Source organism: Paenarthrobacter sp. YAF11_1 (assembly GCF_052113445.1).
GTDB lineage: Bacteria > Actinomycetota > Actinomycetes > Actinomycetales > Micrococcaceae > Arthrobacter.
Genome location: NZ_JBFRDF010000002.1, coordinates 25539 through 40123, shown reverse-complemented (window position 1 = coordinate 40123; position 14585 = coordinate 25539). Strand labels below are relative to the sequence as shown.

The 14585-nt window shown below is 63.1% G+C and carries 14 protein-coding genes; 4 read left to right on the top strand and 10 right to left on the bottom strand.

Annotation, left to right across the window (positions count from 1 at the left end; translation table 11 throughout):
• Positions 1–42 precede the first annotated feature (42 nt).
• Positions 43–1359 (bottom strand): GNAT family N-acetyltransferase, encoded by a 1317-nt coding sequence (locus tag AB4Y77_RS04275; RefSeq protein WP_442013076.1) that lies wholly within the window; start codon positions 1357–1359, stop codon positions 43–45.
• Positions 1360–1444: 85 nt separating this feature from the next.
• Positions 1445–4087: a DNA polymerase I gene (gene polA / locus AB4Y77_RS04270; protein ID WP_442013201.1), complete on the bottom strand. Its 2643-nt coding sequence runs from the start codon at positions 4085–4087 to the stop codon at positions 1445–1447.
• 160 nt (positions 4088–4247) lie between these two features.
• On the opposite strand from polA, the gene AB4Y77_RS04265 reads away from it, so the two are divergent.
• The gene (locus AB4Y77_RS04265) at positions 4248–4712 is read left to right on the top strand and encodes a hotdog fold thioesterase (RefSeq protein ID WP_311213267.1); all 465 of its coding nucleotides are present in this window, start codon (positions 4248–4250) and stop codon (positions 4710–4712) included.
• 4 nt (positions 4713–4716) lie between these two features.
• Here the strand turns inward: AB4Y77_RS04265 and AB4Y77_RS04260 are convergent, their stop codons facing one another.
• The 6 genes from AB4Y77_RS04260 to AB4Y77_RS04235 form a co-directional block, all read right to left on the bottom strand.
• Complete coding sequence (locus AB4Y77_RS04260) at positions 4717–5268, bottom strand: dihydrofolate reductase family protein (RefSeq protein ID WP_442013075.1); 552 nt, start codon at positions 5266–5268, stop codon at positions 4717–4719.
• A gap of 13 nt (positions 5269–5281) precedes the next feature.
• Positions 5282–6169, bottom strand: coding sequence for a hypothetical protein (locus AB4Y77_RS04255; protein ID WP_311213265.1), 888 nt, complete (start codon positions 6167–6169; stop codon positions 5282–5284).
• A complete protein-coding gene (locus AB4Y77_RS04250) occupies positions 6166–6945 on the bottom strand; it encodes a hypothetical protein (protein ID WP_311213264.1) in 780 nt (259 codons plus the stop codon). Before AB4Y77_RS04250 ends, AB4Y77_RS04255 begins: the two co-directional genes overlap by 4 nt.
• A 327-nt stretch (positions 6946–7272) precedes the next feature.
• Positions 7273–7494, bottom strand: coding sequence for a hypothetical protein (locus AB4Y77_RS04245; RefSeq protein WP_311213263.1), 222 nt, complete (start codon positions 7492–7494; stop codon positions 7273–7275).
• On the bottom strand, positions 7491–8696 hold the full coding sequence (locus tag AB4Y77_RS04240; protein WP_311213262.1) for an inorganic phosphate transporter: 1206 nt from the start codon (positions 8694–8696) through the stop codon (positions 7491–7493). The genes AB4Y77_RS04245 and AB4Y77_RS04240 overlap by 4 nt, the downstream gene beginning before the upstream one ends.
• 181 nt (positions 8697–8877) lie before the next feature.
• On the bottom strand, positions 8878–9396 hold the full coding sequence (locus AB4Y77_RS04235; RefSeq protein WP_442013074.1) for an HAD domain-containing protein: 519 nt from the start codon (positions 9394–9396) through the stop codon (positions 8878–8880).
• A gap of 108 nt (positions 9397–9504) precedes the next feature.
• Here AB4Y77_RS04235 and kynA point away from each other — a divergent pair, with 108 nt between their 5' ends.
• From kynA to AB4Y77_RS04220, 3 genes are read left to right on the top strand one after another with little or no spacing between them, the layout of a single operon-like run.
• The gene (kynA, locus tag AB4Y77_RS04230) at positions 9505–10374 is read left to right on the top strand and encodes a tryptophan 2,3-dioxygenase (protein ID WP_311213260.1); all 870 of its coding nucleotides are present in this window, start codon (positions 9505–9507) and stop codon (positions 10372–10374) included.
• 52 nt (positions 10375–10426) lie between these two features.
• Positions 10427–11665 carry a kynureninase gene (locus AB4Y77_RS04225; RefSeq protein ID WP_311213259.1) on the top strand — a complete coding sequence of 413 codons (1239 nt, stop codon included), beginning with the start codon at positions 10427–10429 and terminating at the stop codon, positions 11663–11665.
• Between the two features lie 7 nt (positions 11666–11672).
• Positions 11673–12554: a PaaX family transcriptional regulator gene (locus tag AB4Y77_RS04220; RefSeq protein WP_311213258.1), complete on the top strand. Its 882-nt coding sequence runs from the start codon at positions 11673–11675 to the stop codon at positions 12552–12554.
• 55 nt (positions 12555–12609) lie between these two features.
• Here AB4Y77_RS04220 and AB4Y77_RS04215 read toward each other — a convergent pair whose 3' ends face one another.
• Together AB4Y77_RS04215 and AB4Y77_RS04210 are read right to left on the bottom strand one after the other, a co-directional pair.
• Positions 12610–12900: a Dabb family protein gene (locus AB4Y77_RS04215; RefSeq protein WP_311213257.1), complete on the bottom strand. Its 291-nt coding sequence runs from the start codon at positions 12898–12900 to the stop codon at positions 12610–12612.
• Positions 12897–14570 (bottom strand): FAD-dependent oxidoreductase, encoded by a 1674-nt coding sequence (locus tag AB4Y77_RS04210; RefSeq protein WP_442013073.1) that lies wholly within the window; start codon positions 14568–14570, stop codon positions 12897–12899. The genes AB4Y77_RS04215 and AB4Y77_RS04210 overlap by 4 nt, the downstream gene beginning before the upstream one ends.
• Positions 14571–14585 lie beyond the last annotated feature (15 nt).

Below are 14585 nucleotides of genomic sequence, written 5' to 3'. Positions count from 1 at the left end.
TTAATTAGGTGTGGCTATGTGTTCTGTATGACGTTGTGCAGCTTAGAAGTGCGTCAGGCAATGCGCCGGGCGATCCACCGCGAACAGTTGCTGGGCCAGGAAAGCGGCGCCGGCGGTCTTCTCATGGATGCGTCCCGCAGCAGCCAGGGTTACCGGGGAAACCGCACCAAGATAAATCGACGCGAGGTCGGTTACGTCCATGCTCAGGTCCGGTGATTGGCCCGCCGCTTCAGTCACGACGGCGGCAGCACCGCCGTCGGACTCCAGGACCCAGGTGCCGCCCGCCAGAGACAGGGGGTCCGCCACTTCGAGGACCAGGCGTCCTGCAGAGGCGAAGCGCCGCGCCTGCAGGGCGGCAGGCGTATCCAGGATCCGGAGCCACAGCATGTCCCGGACCTCGGAGGCTTCGATGCACCGCGGGTCTTCCAGCGCCCATGCCAAGGGGTCATCCACAGGGGCCTCAGCCCACGTCACTTCGTCGATGAGGTCGATGCTGCCCAGGAAACGCCACAGACCGAGGTAGGCGGCGTTGGCAGCGGCAACGAGGTCCACAATCTCCATGGTGTAGGGCTTGTGGTCCCACCCCTTGAAACGGTAGGAAACGTAGCCGTCCAAGGCTCCGGACAGATCGTAGTGCAGGGCACAGCGCACGCTGGTGTCGGGCTTGCCGTCATGCCCAATGGAACCGGAAGCAACAAGCCGGTAATACTCCTGCCGGTCCACCGAGCCCGGAGACAGCCGCTGGACGCGCTTGAACACTTGGGGTGCCAATTCCAGAAGCACTGAAGGATCGGCGACTTCCACGGTTCCCTCGGGTTGACCCTTCATCCGGAAACGGGGGCCGGTGTCAACCTTGATGCTGCGCTCAAAGGTAGCTACACCGAAGCCGAAACGGCCGTAGATGGATCCTTCGGAAGCCGTCAGCGCCGCCATGGCCAGGCCGTCATCCTTGGCGCCCTCCAGGTCGGCAGTGATCATCCCCCGCAGGATTCCATGGCGGCGGTGTGTTCCGCGGACCGTCACAGCCGTGACCAGATTGGACTCAAGCTGACGCCCAAAACCGATATTCAGGTCCTTGCGCATGGTGGCGTAGGTTGCCACCGGCACATTGGCTCCAAGGGAGTGCTCCGGTACAGGGCCGTTGACGTAGACGCCTGTCAGCTCACGCTTGTCGGTCTCGTATGAGGAAAGGGTCTTGGCGACGTACTCGTCGTCACGCCGTTGCTGGTGGAATCCGTGCGATACAGCCTGCACCCAGGTGGCGCAGCGGCCATAGTCTTCGGAATCTTCCTTGCCGGCGACAGCGGGGAAACGCTGGACGGAATATTTTTGGGAGGTTGGTTCATTGGGATCGGCCACGATTCCGAGCCTAGCCAGACGCCGCAGGGCGCGCCACCATCTCGGCGGCGCGCCCTGCGGCGATACCCGGAATTCAAGGGCCGGACTAGTGCCCGGCTTCGTACCAGCTGGAGCCAACGCCGATCTGGACATCGAGGGGAACGGACAGCTGGGCGGCTGAACCCATTTGTTCGATGACCAACTTCTCCACGGCTTGGCGCTCTCCTGGAGCAACTTCCAGGACCAGTTCGTCGTGGACCTGCAGCAGCATCCGGGACTTCAGGCCCTGGCTGGCGAGCTCGGCGGACACACCCAGCATGGCGCGCTTGATGAGGTCTGCTGCAGAGCCTTGGATGGGCGAGTTCAAGGCGATGCGTTCTGCTGCTTCGCGTGCCTGCCGGTTGGTGCTCGTCAGGTCAGGGAGGTAACGGCGGCGGCCTTCGATGGTGGCCGTGTAGCCGTCCGTCCTGGCTTGGTCGACGACTCCACGCAGGTAATCGCGGACGCCGCCGAAGCGGTCGAAGTAGTCCTTCATGAGCGTCCGTGCCTCGTCCACGGAGATCTCCAACTGCTTGGAGAGGCCGAAGGATGTGAGTCCGTACGCGAGGCCGTAGGACATCGCCTTCACCTTGGACCGCATGGCGCTGGTGACTTCGGCCGGCTCTACGTTGAAGATCCGGGAACCCACGAAGCGGTGCAGGTCTTCTCCGTCGCGGTACGCCTGGATGAGGGCTTCGTCGCCGGAAAGGTGCGCCATGATGCGCATTTCGATCTGAGAGTAGTCCGCTGACAACAGGCACTCGTAGCCTTCGCTGACCACGAAAATTCCACGAACGCGGCGGCCCTCTTCGCTGCGCACCGGGATGTTCTGCAGATTGGGGTTGTTGGACGAGATACGGCCCGTAGCGGCGATGTTCTGCGCGTACGTGGTGTGGATCCGCGCGTCATCGGCCACGGACTTCTTGAGCGTCTCCACCATCTGGGCCAGCTTGGAGGACTCACGGTGTGCCATGAGCTGTACCAGGAATTCGTGGCCGGTCTTCTCCAGCAGCCCCTTCAACGAGGCAGCATCCGTGGTGTAGCCGGACTTGATTTTCTTGGTCTTGGGCAGCCCCAGTTCCTCGAACAGAACGGTCTGCAGCTGCTTGGGTGAACCCAGGTTGACCTCATGGCCGATCGCTGCGAAAGCCTGCTCCTGGGCATTCTCGATCACTTTGGTGAGGTCGGCCAGTTGTTCGTCCATACGGTCCGTGGAAACGAAAATACCCGTCAGTTCCATCTGGGCGAGCACGCGGGCCACCGGAAGTTCCAGTGTGGTCAACAGGGCATCGGCCTTGATGGCGGCGAGTTCGGTCTCGAAGTGCTTGCTGAGGGCATGCACGACGGCGGCCTGCTGGACGAGCGCTGCTGCTGCAGCCTGGTCCGTTTCGCCCGAGAGGTCAAGCTCCAGCTGGCCGGAGGTGGCAACGGCCGTGCTGAGTGAGATTTTCAAGTGCACTTGGGCAAGCTCGGCGAGAACGTAGCTGCGGCGGTCCGGCTGGATCAGGTAGCCCGAGATGGAGGTGTCATCCACAACGCCTTCCAAACCGAGGCCGCGGTGGTGCAGTGCCTTGAGCGCCGACTTGAACTCGTGCAGGACTTTGGCTTCTTCGGGGTCCCGCAGCCACGTGGCCACTACGGTTTCCGCTGCCGCGTCCAGGGTTGCGAGGTCGATGTGGGCGGCGCCGTTGTTCCTGACCACGGCCAGGGCATTGGCGTCGTCGCCGATCCTGCCGGGGACCAGGTGCACGGCGAGGGCGGAGCGCATCCCCGCCCCTGCAGCGAAGAAGGCCTCCAGCCCGGAAGCATCAGTGAGCGTCGCAAACTCCGGGGCTTCAATGGTGTCCGGAGCCTCCCCTGCGGTGTCATCACCGTAGAGATCGAACAGTCGCGTGCGCAGGGTCCTGAACTCAAGTTCCTCGAAGAGTTCCTCGATCGCCTGGCGGTCCGGACGTGGCTCGTGCAGGTCAGCCAGGGTGAGGGGAAGGTCGAGGTCGGTCAGCAGCCGGTTGAGCCTGCGGTTGCGCTTGACGTTCTCCAGGTTCTCCTTGAGGGCCCCGCCGACCTTGCCGCCGATGGAATCAAGGTTTTCGAGGATGCCTTCGAGCCCACCGTAAAGATTGATCCACTTGGCAGCTGTCTTGGGGCCAACACCCGGGACGCCGGGCAGGTTGTCAGCGGTCTCGCCAACAAGGGCGGCGAGGTCCGAGTACAAGCCGGGCTTGACGAAGTATTTCTCTTCAATGGCCGCAGCGTCCATCCTGGGGATGTTGCTCACGCCCTGCTTGGGGTAGAGCACAAAGACGTTGTCGTTGATCAGCTGGAACGCATCCCTGTCGCCGGAGACGAGAAGGACTTCGAAGCCTGCGGCGTCGCCTTGCGCGGCCAGCGTGGCCAGGACATCGTCTGCTTCATATCCGGGCATGGCGATGGTCCTGATGCCCCAGGCCTCCATGACCTTGGCGATGAGGCCGATCTGGCCGGCGAACTCTGCGGGCGTCGCGTTGCGTCCGCCCTTGTACTCGCTGTACTCGGCTTTGCGGAACGTGGTGTCGTCAGAGACGTCGAAAGCTACAGCGACGTGTGTGGGCTTCTGGTCCTTGATCAGGTTGATCAACATGGAGGTGAACCCATGGACGGCGTTGGTGTACTGTCCCCTGGCAGTGGAGAAATTCTCCGCAGGAAGGGCATAGAAAGCCCGGAACGCCATGGAGTGGCCGTCAAGGACCAGCAACCTGGGCCGGCCCTCCCCCGTGGTGCTGGCGGATGCTGTGGCAGAGGGGGTGGGGGCTGTTGCCATGGCAACAGCCTGGGCCGTTGGAACCTGGTCCGGTTTGGTTGTTTCACTCACAGGTGCCAGCCTAGTTGGCATGATGGACAATTTCACGCCGAACCCCTTTGTCGATGAGCTCAACGAGGCAGGGGTGCCCGAAGAATTCCACGATTGGCTCTCGGCGCACGGTGTGGGTGCCCTTGTGGTGAAGCTCGGGATCCGGTTTACGGAGATGAGCGCGGAACGGATGGTCGCCACGATGCCGGTGGAAGGAAACACGCAGGTAGCGGGCATCCTTCACGGCGGGGCCCACGTTGTCCTCGCCGAGACCCTGGGATCGTTCGCGGCCTCCCTCCATGCCGGCCGGGGCCGCCACGCCGTAGGCATTGAGGTGGGCGCAACACACCACCGTTCAGCAGCCGGCGGCCTGGTGACTGGCACGTGCACGGCGATTCACTTGGGAGGCACCCTTGCCACGCACGAGATCGTGATGACCGATGACAAGGGCCGCCGCCTCTCGACCGCCCGGATCACCAACATGATCCGGGACAACCGGCACTGAGCCCCTAGTCCGAGCCCTTGGGCAGCCGGTAGTGCAACTCTGCCGCGGCCCCGCCAATGATCTTGTGCGAGACCAACTCAAGGGGCGCCGTCGGGCCCTTAAGCGGCAACAGCCGCTTCCCCGCGCCCAGCACCACAGGCACGATCGTGACGATCATCTCGTCCAGCAGTCCGGCGTCGGCGAACTGCGCCACAAGGTCACCTCCACCCACCAACCAGACATTCTTGTCCCCGGCGTCCTTGAGCAGGTCCGGGGCGAACTCGCGGACGTCTCCGCGGACAAAAGTGATGTCTGCGCCAGCAGGAGCCGAGTATTCATGGTGGGTGAAAACCCAGCAGGGAGTATCCGGATACGGCCATTGGCCGGGCTCGTGGTCCATCAGCCAGCGGTAGGTTTCCCCGCCCATGACGATGCACCCTACTCCCGCCATGAAGGACTCGATGCCCTGGTTCACGCCCTCCACCCGGTCGAACTGCAGGAGCCAGCCGAGGTCGTCGTCCGGGGAGGCTATGAAGCCGTCGATGGTGCAAGCTACGTAGTATTGAAAGGTCGACATTGGCCCAGACTAGTCAGTTCGACGAGGGGTTCCCATACTCCACGCGGACACTGCCATCATCCGGCAACACCACTACGCGCCCCCGCTCCAGCGACCAGCCGTCGTTGAGCAGGAAGATCCGTCCGCCGCTGACTACCAGCAAGCGCAGCCCGGTGTACCGATACAGCGGCGCCGCCTCCGATCCTGCCGACTCCTCTTGGACGTTCGGGGCACCAACCGCAAGGCGTTCCTTGCTGTAGACCACCGCCGTGGGCAAAAGGCCGGACCGTTCCTGGTAGTCGAGGGCAGCACCGCGCCCCAGTGCCTGCGCGTAGTCCGACGTGCCCCAAAACAGCAGCAGCGTGACCAGCACGAACACCAGCGACCTCTCAAGGGCCCTTGGGGTGATCTTCAGCGCAAGCCGCCCGCGTTCAACCGCCCGGCGTCGCACGCTCAGGCCCCAGACCCCTACTACCAATCCCCCGGCGATCAGGAAGGGCGCGTACAGCACGATCTGGCCGGGACGTGCCGAGATAGCCAGCCACATCGCTGCTGCATAGGCAAAGCCGAGCAGCATCACAATGGTGGCAGTCAGGTGGGCCGCTTTTCTGTGGCGCCCGGCCTCGAGGACCCGCGTTACCGCGCGGTCCAGCATGAACCACAGCAATCCGATGACCACAAGCCATGCCAACGGCTGGAAAAGCGACTGGATACTCCTGAGGACGAAGTCCTGGACTGTGTAACCGAAGAGGCTGACATCAAGGCCCATGGCTTTGGCCTGGGCGTCAGTGCGGGCCCAACCAAAGTAGACCAGCAGCGCCGTGGCAACGGTTAGGGGCGGACCGATGACGGAGAGGACCTCAAGGGTTCGTTGCCAGCGCGTGTTGTTGATTGCTCCTGCGGTATCCAGAGTGTCGCTCACGGCGCAGCCGTTGAGGAGGCATCGCTGGACGGCGGTGCAGTGGGGGGTGTTGTGGCCGATGGACTGCCGCCGGGCGAACCAGTGCCCGGGCTTGCAGTCTCCGGGGGCTTGGCGGGTCCAGTGGCCGTACCGGCGTCGTCGTAGAAGAAGGTGACTGTTCCGGCAATATCGACGGTGTCCGTGATGGAGATCCGGATCGAGTCCCGGCCACCTGAGGCGGGCATCCGCAGATAGACAGGCTGGTAGTCGTCCCTGCCGCCAACGAAGTCAGCATCCACGGGAACGCCGTCGAACAGGACCTCGCCCACCCGGACGTAGTAGCCGTCCAAGCGGACGATTGTGTCACCAGTACTGGGCCCGGAAGCGCGTGACAGCCCGGGGACCGGCCTGAGTTCTTCGTCGACCACCGTCAAACCAACCAACTGCCTCGGGCATGCTTCGCCCTGTCCCGGCTCCACGCTGAAGACGGCGCCGGGATTGCTGCGGTGCTGGGCGAGCAGCGACGCCGAGGTGGCGGCCACCCTGAACTCAAGACACTGGGTTTGCGGAATCCGTGGCGTGGCGGCAACTGCGATGGAAGCCCGCTGCCAATCCTGCTGACTCCCGCTCTGCAGTGCCTTGCACACCGCTGCGCCGGCCAGCCAAACGGCCGCGTCGTCGGCGCCCTCCACGCTCTGCACCAGGGCATCGCATTGGAATTGCTGGAGCAAAAGATAGCGCTGGCCGGAGGTGGGATCGTTGGGGCCAACCGGTCCGACGGGAACCCAACGAACCACTGGAGCATCTGCCTGTGGCGCCCCAGGGCCCGCTGGCCCTACGGGTTGGGTGGCAGTAGGACCCAGGGTGCTTGGTAATGGTTGCGCAGGGGTGGCAGCCGTGGACGAGGTGGAACCCGGGGCGGGTGTTCCGCCACCGTCGGCAGCGGGCGGAAGGCAGGCGGAGAGGCCCAGCATCAAGACCGGAACCAGGGCCAGTCGGATGAGATGGCTTTGGGATGGGCAATTCATGACAGCCCCGCATCTGCCGGATCACAACCACGCAGTTATGTGCATAACTACACTGCTGATTATTCTCCCGAAAGCCCTTGACTGCCAGAGAGGCTGCTACTTTCCGAAGTAGGGAACAATCAGGTAGATCCCGAACAGCACGGCCGCAGCGCACACGCCAAAGCAAACGAACGCCAGGGACCGCACCAGGGCAGGCGACTTCTGCTGGGCGTCACCGGCGATGGCCGTGAGGCGGACTCCCAGGGAATAAAGGACCACCAGCGTCACGGCTGCCACGAGAGTAACGCCTGCTACCTGCAGCAATTCCAACCATTTCATCGCTGCACATCCTCGTTCTGGGTGGTCTTCCGGGTCTTTTTCTTCTTGCGGAACCGGACGGCATGGCCGGCTTCTTCAACCTCGACGGCGTTGTGGTGGCCCACATGCGACTTGCGCGAGGCTACGAACATGAACAGCACCGCTGCTGTTCCAACAACTGCCGCGATGATGACGCCCACGACGCCGATGCTCACCAAGAGCGCCGTCAGCGCACCGACAATGGCCGACGCCGGGAGGGTAAAGAGCCAGCCCAACGCGATTTTGCCCGCGGTCCCCCAGCGAACGGAGGTGCCTTTGCGGCCCAGGCCCGAGCCGATGACGGACCCCGAAGCGACCTGCGTCGTGGACAGGGCAAAGCCGAGGTGGGACGAAGCGAGGATGGCCGAAGCGGTGCTGGTTTCAGCTGAGAAACCCTGGGCGGGCTTGACCTCGGTCAGGCCGGATCCCATGGTGCGGATAATGCGCCACCCACCTGCATAGGTTCCGATGGCGATGGCGAAGGCACATGCCGCAATCACCCAGAACTGCGGGCCGCTGCCCGGTTCCTGGGTACCGCCTGCAATAAGAACCAAGGTGATGATGCCCATGGTCTTCTGGGCATCGTTGGTACCGTGTGCCAGTGCGACAAGGCTGGAGGTAAAGATCTGTCCGGTGCGGAAGCCCCCGCGTTTCTGCGTGAGCTTGTCACCGGTCTCGGGATCGTGGCGCGAGGTCAGCGCATAGGCCAGGCGGGTACAAATGTAAGCCACCAGGCCGGCAATCAGCGGCGCGAAAATGGCGGGCAGGATCACTTTCTGCAGCACGGTCTCGAAATTGATCGAGTGGAATCCAATGCCCACCACTGCTGCGCCGATCAGGCCGCCGAACAAGGCGTGCGAGGAACTCGACGGGAGGCCCTTGAGCCAGGTGACCATGTTCCACAGGACAGCGCCCATAAGTCCGGCAAAGATGATGTCCGGAGTGATGTGGATACCGTCCGAACCTTCCCGGATCAGTCCGCCGGAAATGGTCTTGGCCACTTCCGTGGAGAGGAAGGCGCCGACGAGGTTCAGGACGGCGGCCAGGGCAACGGCCGTCTTGGGCTTGATCGCCCCCGTAGCGATAGGCGTGGCCATCGCATTGGCGGTGTCGTGAAATCCGTTGGTGAAGTCAAAGAATAGGGCCAACGCTATTACCAGCGCGACCATGAAGGTGATATCCACCTGTTGCCCAATCTGCAGAGTCGACGACGTTCAGCAGTTTCACTTCCCCATACCTGCCATCCACAGCATAGTTCAGCAACTGTTCAACTGACTCGGCTTGCGGGATTCACTCTGGCGGGCTTGAAACCTTAAGAATCCTACGTGGCATCCAGTGCGCGGACAAACGTGCGCGGGCTCCGCTTCAGCCCAAGAACTCCCGTACCGCTGCAAGGTGGCTCGGGGACAGTCCCTTGCGGGGATCAGGTGAGATGCAAAGCACACGGTCTTGCTGGTATTCAGCCCAGGACCGGGCATCGGATTCCCGGCTGAGCTGGTCGTCGAGCCACACGATCCGCTGGCGGCCAGTGGCTGCCAGGTCCTTTTGGAGGGCGGCAAGTTTCCACCACTCTGGATTTTGGTCCCAGCCCTGGCTGGACAGTACTGGCCAGTCCTCCCCCTTGAGGCCGATAGCCGGGCAGAGGAACTCGGGTGCAAGACGCTCCCACGTGGTCAGCCACACGAAACGCGCAGCTGGATGGTGGGCAAGGTCATTAAGGCCGGCCACAAGTTCCGGTGCGAAGGAAACCTCCAGGATGCCGGCGTCTGCGGTGGTCCATTCACCACCCCAATCGGTGGTTCCCACCGGACTGAAGGGGTTCACCACGCCGTCGACGTCCAAGTAAATGGACACGTGCGCGGAAGTCGTTCCCCCACTATCCATCTCCACTTCCCTTCCCCAATGGTTGTGCTTCAGCCTACGGGACCGGGATCCATCGCAGTCCAGAAATCAAAACCTTGACGTGCGTCATGGAAGTGATAATCTCAAGCCATGGAAAAGCCCACAGTCCATTCCGCCCACAGCGTCCGCGACATCGAGGACACCGTCCGCACCGATTTCCGGCATGCCATGTCCTACGGCGGATATCTGGACCTTGACCACCTGCTCAGCTCCCAGCATCCTCTGAGCGAGCCGGAGCACCATGATGAGCTGCTGTTCATCATCCAGCACCAGACCAGCGAGCTTTGGCTCAAGCTGGTCCTTCACGAACTTCTGGAAGCCCGCAGGCTCTTTGACGTGGACAACCTGGGCAAGGCGCTGAAGTGCATCGCACGCGTCAAGGCCATCCAGCGCACCATGACGGAGCAATGGTCGGTCCTGGGGACGCTGACGCCACGTGAATACGCCCAGTTCCGCGGGTTCCTTGGCAGCTCGTCCGGCTTCCAGTCCTATCAGTACCGGGGTGTTGAATTCCTGCTGGGCAATAAGAACCGCGGGATGCTGCGCGTCTTCGAAAGCGAACCCGAGGCTCACGCTTTGCTCAGCAAGCTCTTGGAAGAGCCAACGCTGTACGACGCCTTCCTGGCAGTTCTCTCCCGCGCCGGCTACGACATCCCCGTTGACATTCTGGAGCGGGACACCAGTGAGCCATGGACCTTCCGTCAGGACCTCGTCCCGATCTTCCAGAAGATCTACGAGTCGGACGACACCCCATGGGGCCTTTACGAAGCCTGCGAAGACCTGGTGGACATTGAGGACAACTTCCAGGCATGGCGTTTCCGCCACTTGCGGACGGTTCAACGAACCATCGGATTCAAGGTGGGCACCGGAGGATCCTCCGGCGTGGATTTCCTCAAGCGCGCCTTGGACCTGACCTTCTTCCCCGAGCTCTACGCCGTACGTACCGAAATCGGCAACTAAGCACCAAGGCAACCGTCCAGCATCGTCGCCCAACACTTCCGCAGGAGAAACCATGACAACAGCCCAGCAAACCCAACGGCCAACGTCGGCCGAGCTGGATGCCGCTGATCCCCTCGCCGCCCAGCGCGAAGCCTTTTACGCGCCCGACGCCGACCAGCTCACCTCATATTTGGACGGCAACTCACTGGGACGTCCGTTGAAAGCCACGGCAGGAAACCTTGAGTCGTTTGTGCACGAGGCCTGGGGCAGCCGCCTCATCCGGGGGTGGGATGAGCAATGGATGGATGAGCCGACAGCCGTGGGAGACCGTATTGGCGAGGTGACACTGGGCGCTGCCGCCGGTCAGACCACCGTGGGCGACTCCACATCCGTCATGCTCTACAAGATGATCCGCGCAGCAGTGGATGCCCAGCCTGGCCGGGATGAGATCATCATTGACCGCGACAACTTCCCCACAGACCGGTTCATCATCGAGGGCATTGCCGCGGAACGCGGAGCGAGCATCAAGTGGATCGCTGCGAACCCTGCCAGCGGTGTGCGCGCGGAGGACCTGGACGGCCTGCTGGGCGAGCGGACCGCCGTGGTGGTCCTCAGCCATGTTGCCTACCGGTCCGGCTTCCTGGCCGACGCGGAGGGGATCACCGCCAAAGTCCACCAGGCAGGTGCCCTGATGCTCTGGGACCTTTGCCACTCCGTAGGATCCGTGCCCATGGAGCTGGACAAGTGGGGCGTGGACATCGCCGTGGGCTGCACCTACAAGTACCTCAATGGTGGCCCCGGATCGCCGGCCTTCGCCTACGTCAACGCGTCCCAGCATGAACGTCTGCAGCAACCCATCTGGGGTTGGATGGGTGCCGAGAATCCCTTTGGCATGACGGATGCCTACCGCCCCGCGCAGGGGATGCGCAGGTTCATCACGGGAACTCCTCCCGTGCTGGCCATGCAGCCCATGAAGGACATGCTGGAACTGATTGCCTCCGTAGGGATGGACGCGGTCCGGGAGAAGTCCATCAAGCTCACCGAGTACGCAATCGCACTCTCCGAGGAGCTCCTGGTGCCCCTGGGCGCAGAAATCGTGAGCCCGCGCAATGTGGCCGAGCGCGGATCCCACATCACCGTGGACCACCCACTGTTCGCAGACGTGACGGCGAAGCTCTGGGAAAAGGGCGTCATCCCCGATTTCCGCCCTCCGCACGGCCTACGCATTGGGTTGTCACCGTTGAGCACAAGCTTTGCCGAAGTTGAACTGGGAGTGGCAGCCATCCGCGACGCACTCTCCGAATTGCAGTGAGCCGGAAATGAGTGCTGTCCTCGATGACATGGACTCCCGCCCGGGGAGTACAACGTCGTTGCTGCGTACCGTCATCGGCCTGTATCTTCGCGACGCCGGCGGATGGATGTCCGCCAAGGACATCGTGGCACTCATGGAGGCCCTTGGCACGTCCGGAACAGTAACCCGGACTGCCTTGGGCCGGCTGCGCAAAAAGGACGTGGTGCTGCAGGAAACGCGGGCAGGGGTTCCCGGTTTCACACTGACGGAAGGGGCTGCCACCATGTTGGCGCGCGGTGACCGCCGTATCTACAACCCAAGGAGCATGTCACCGTCGGATCCCTGGTGCCTGCTCTCGTTTTCCATTCCCGAGACGGAACGCGAAAAGCGGCACCAGCTGCGGCGCCGGCTCCACTGGATCGGTTGCGGGACCGTCGCGGCCGGTTTGTGGATCTGCCCCGATTCACTGCGCGGAGAAGTAGAGGAAATCCTGACGGACTTGTCGCTCCGGGACATGGCGACGATCTTCGTGACGGAAACACCCATGGTTGGCGGCAACCTCCGGGAAGCAGCCTCCAAGTGGTGGGACCTGGGAGCAGTGGCCGCGCTGCACAGGGACTTTATCCGTGAGCACGGTCCGGCCAGTGCGAACGGAGCTGCTGTTCCTACGCCTCACGGCCGGATGGTGGAGCCTTCTGCTGAAGCTTTCGCCACCTATGTGCAGTGCATTGACCGATGGCGGATCATCCCGTACCTCGACCCCGGGTTGCCGGTCGCCTTCCTGCCGGAGGACTGGCCCGGGGCCGAAGGTACGGCACTGTTCAGGCGGACAGTTGCCGCCTTTGCGGAGCCCAGTGCGGAGTTTGTTCGCCTGGCTCTGAAGGAAACTGCCGGCGCTACCGTGGCCTGACCAGCCGCCCCTGCACTGCTCAGCACTGCACGGCACGGCACGGCACGGCGCCAAACTAGAGCGCGAAATCCACCGCGATGATCTGCTCGCTGTTGGGAAAGGAGTACTTCTTCAGCGGCTCGTGCAGCGCATGCGTGGTGTAGACCTCGAGGTCCTCCACGGCCCTGAAGTCAGCCACAATGGCGTAGTCGAAGGAACGTTCTTGCTGGAGGACGTCCGGCCCGTGCGTAAGCTCCAGAAGCCCGGGAATATTGCCTTTCATCCTGTCCAGGCCCTCCTGCCAAGCAGCCTTGTCCGCCTCGGGAAAGTCGGCCTTGAACTTGAAAAGCACCGTGTGGCGAATCATGCTTCAACTCCTGCTGCTGCGCCCGAATACCCCGCCGCTGTGTACTCTGCCGGTTCGCCCGCAATGGTGCGGCCCGCCAGGTAGCCCATGGTCATGATGGGCCCCAAGGTGGCACCCGCCCCGGGGTAGCCTGCAGCGTAGGCGTTCTCAGTGGTGTTTCCGGCGGCGAACAGGCCGGGGATGGGCTCGCCGTCCACGTCAAGTACCCGTGCGAAGGCATCAGTGGCCACGCCTCCGTTGCTGCCAAAGGCGCCGTTGACCACCTCCATTGCATAGAACGGGCCGGATTGCAGCGGACCCAGGGATGGGTTGGGCCACGGGCAGTCGTCGTCACCCCAGTACTTGTCGTAGGCGCTTTCGCCGCGGCCGAAGTCAGGGTCTTCGCCGCTGACTGCATAGTGGTTGAAGCGTTCAACGGTGGCAGCCAGGTTGTCGGCAGGGACACCGATCTTCGCGGCCAGTTCCGCCAACGTGGGGGCCTCCATCAGGTAGGCCGGCGTCGGTTGTCCGGCTCGGTGCGCGAGGATCCCGTAGCGCTCCAGGTAACTGTGGTCGAACACCACGTGTGCAGGGGTGTTCAGGGTCTGGTTGTTGGGTGAATCCCATGATTGGAGGCAGCGTGCGAGGTCGTTGTAGTTCTGGGATTCGTTGGCGAACCGCCGGCCGTGACGGTTGACCATGAGCGAGCCCGGCCCTTGCCGCTCAAAGCGCAGAAGCGTACCAACAGGTGCACCATCCCGCGTGTCTCCCGTGATGGACATGGGGGCCCACCAGGCTTCCCGCGTTCCCCGGGTTTGTGCCCCGACCCGCTGGGCCATCTTAAGGCCATCGCCAGTATTGGAGGGCGGCGAGCACATGATGTACAGGCGTGAGGCCAGCAGTGAGTCAGCCAGTGCCTTGTCCCATTCGAAACCGCCCGTGCCGAGAACCACGCCGTCGTTGGCATGGAAGGTTTCGCCTGACGCCAGCTGCACGCCCACTACCCTGCCGCCGTCGTTCAGCAGCCGATGCCCACGGGCGCCAACCACCAGCGCAGCGTCATCCCGGACCAGGCTGGCCAACAGCATGGAGACCAGCGCCTGGCCTTTGGCCACCAGCCCCTGCTCCTGCCGTTGGTGCAGTTGCGCCCACGGAAACCTGGTGAAAGCGCCCCAGGTCTCGTACTCCTGCATGGTGAAGGGGGCCCGGCCATCGGAACGGACGTGGGCGGCGAGGCCGCCGAGCGCTTCACGAATGTTGTACAGCGCGGGTTCAACAGTCCTGCCGCCCTCCACGGAACCGGGCAGGTCCTGCCGGTAGTCCGGAAAGTTGTCCAGGAAGATGAACCGGACTCCGCATTCGTCTTCGGTGAAGCGAAGCATGGTGTCGCCGTAGGTCAGGGCCGCATCCAGAAGCTCTTCGCGGCTCCGGCCACGGGCAACGGCCCGGACGTACTGGGCTGCTGCTTCCTTGGAGTCGCTCAGCCCGGCTTCGCGGGCATGATGGTTGTCAGCAACCCATAACATGCCTCCCGAGACGGCGGTTGTGCCGCCCAGCAGTTCGGTCTTTTCAAGCACGACGACGGACTTACCGGCACGTGCGGCCGTGGCGGCTGCAGTCAGGGCTCCGGCGCCTGAACCGACGACGACGACGTCATAGGTATCGGAGGGTGTGCCGTTCAGGAATTTCATGGTGGTACCTCTCAT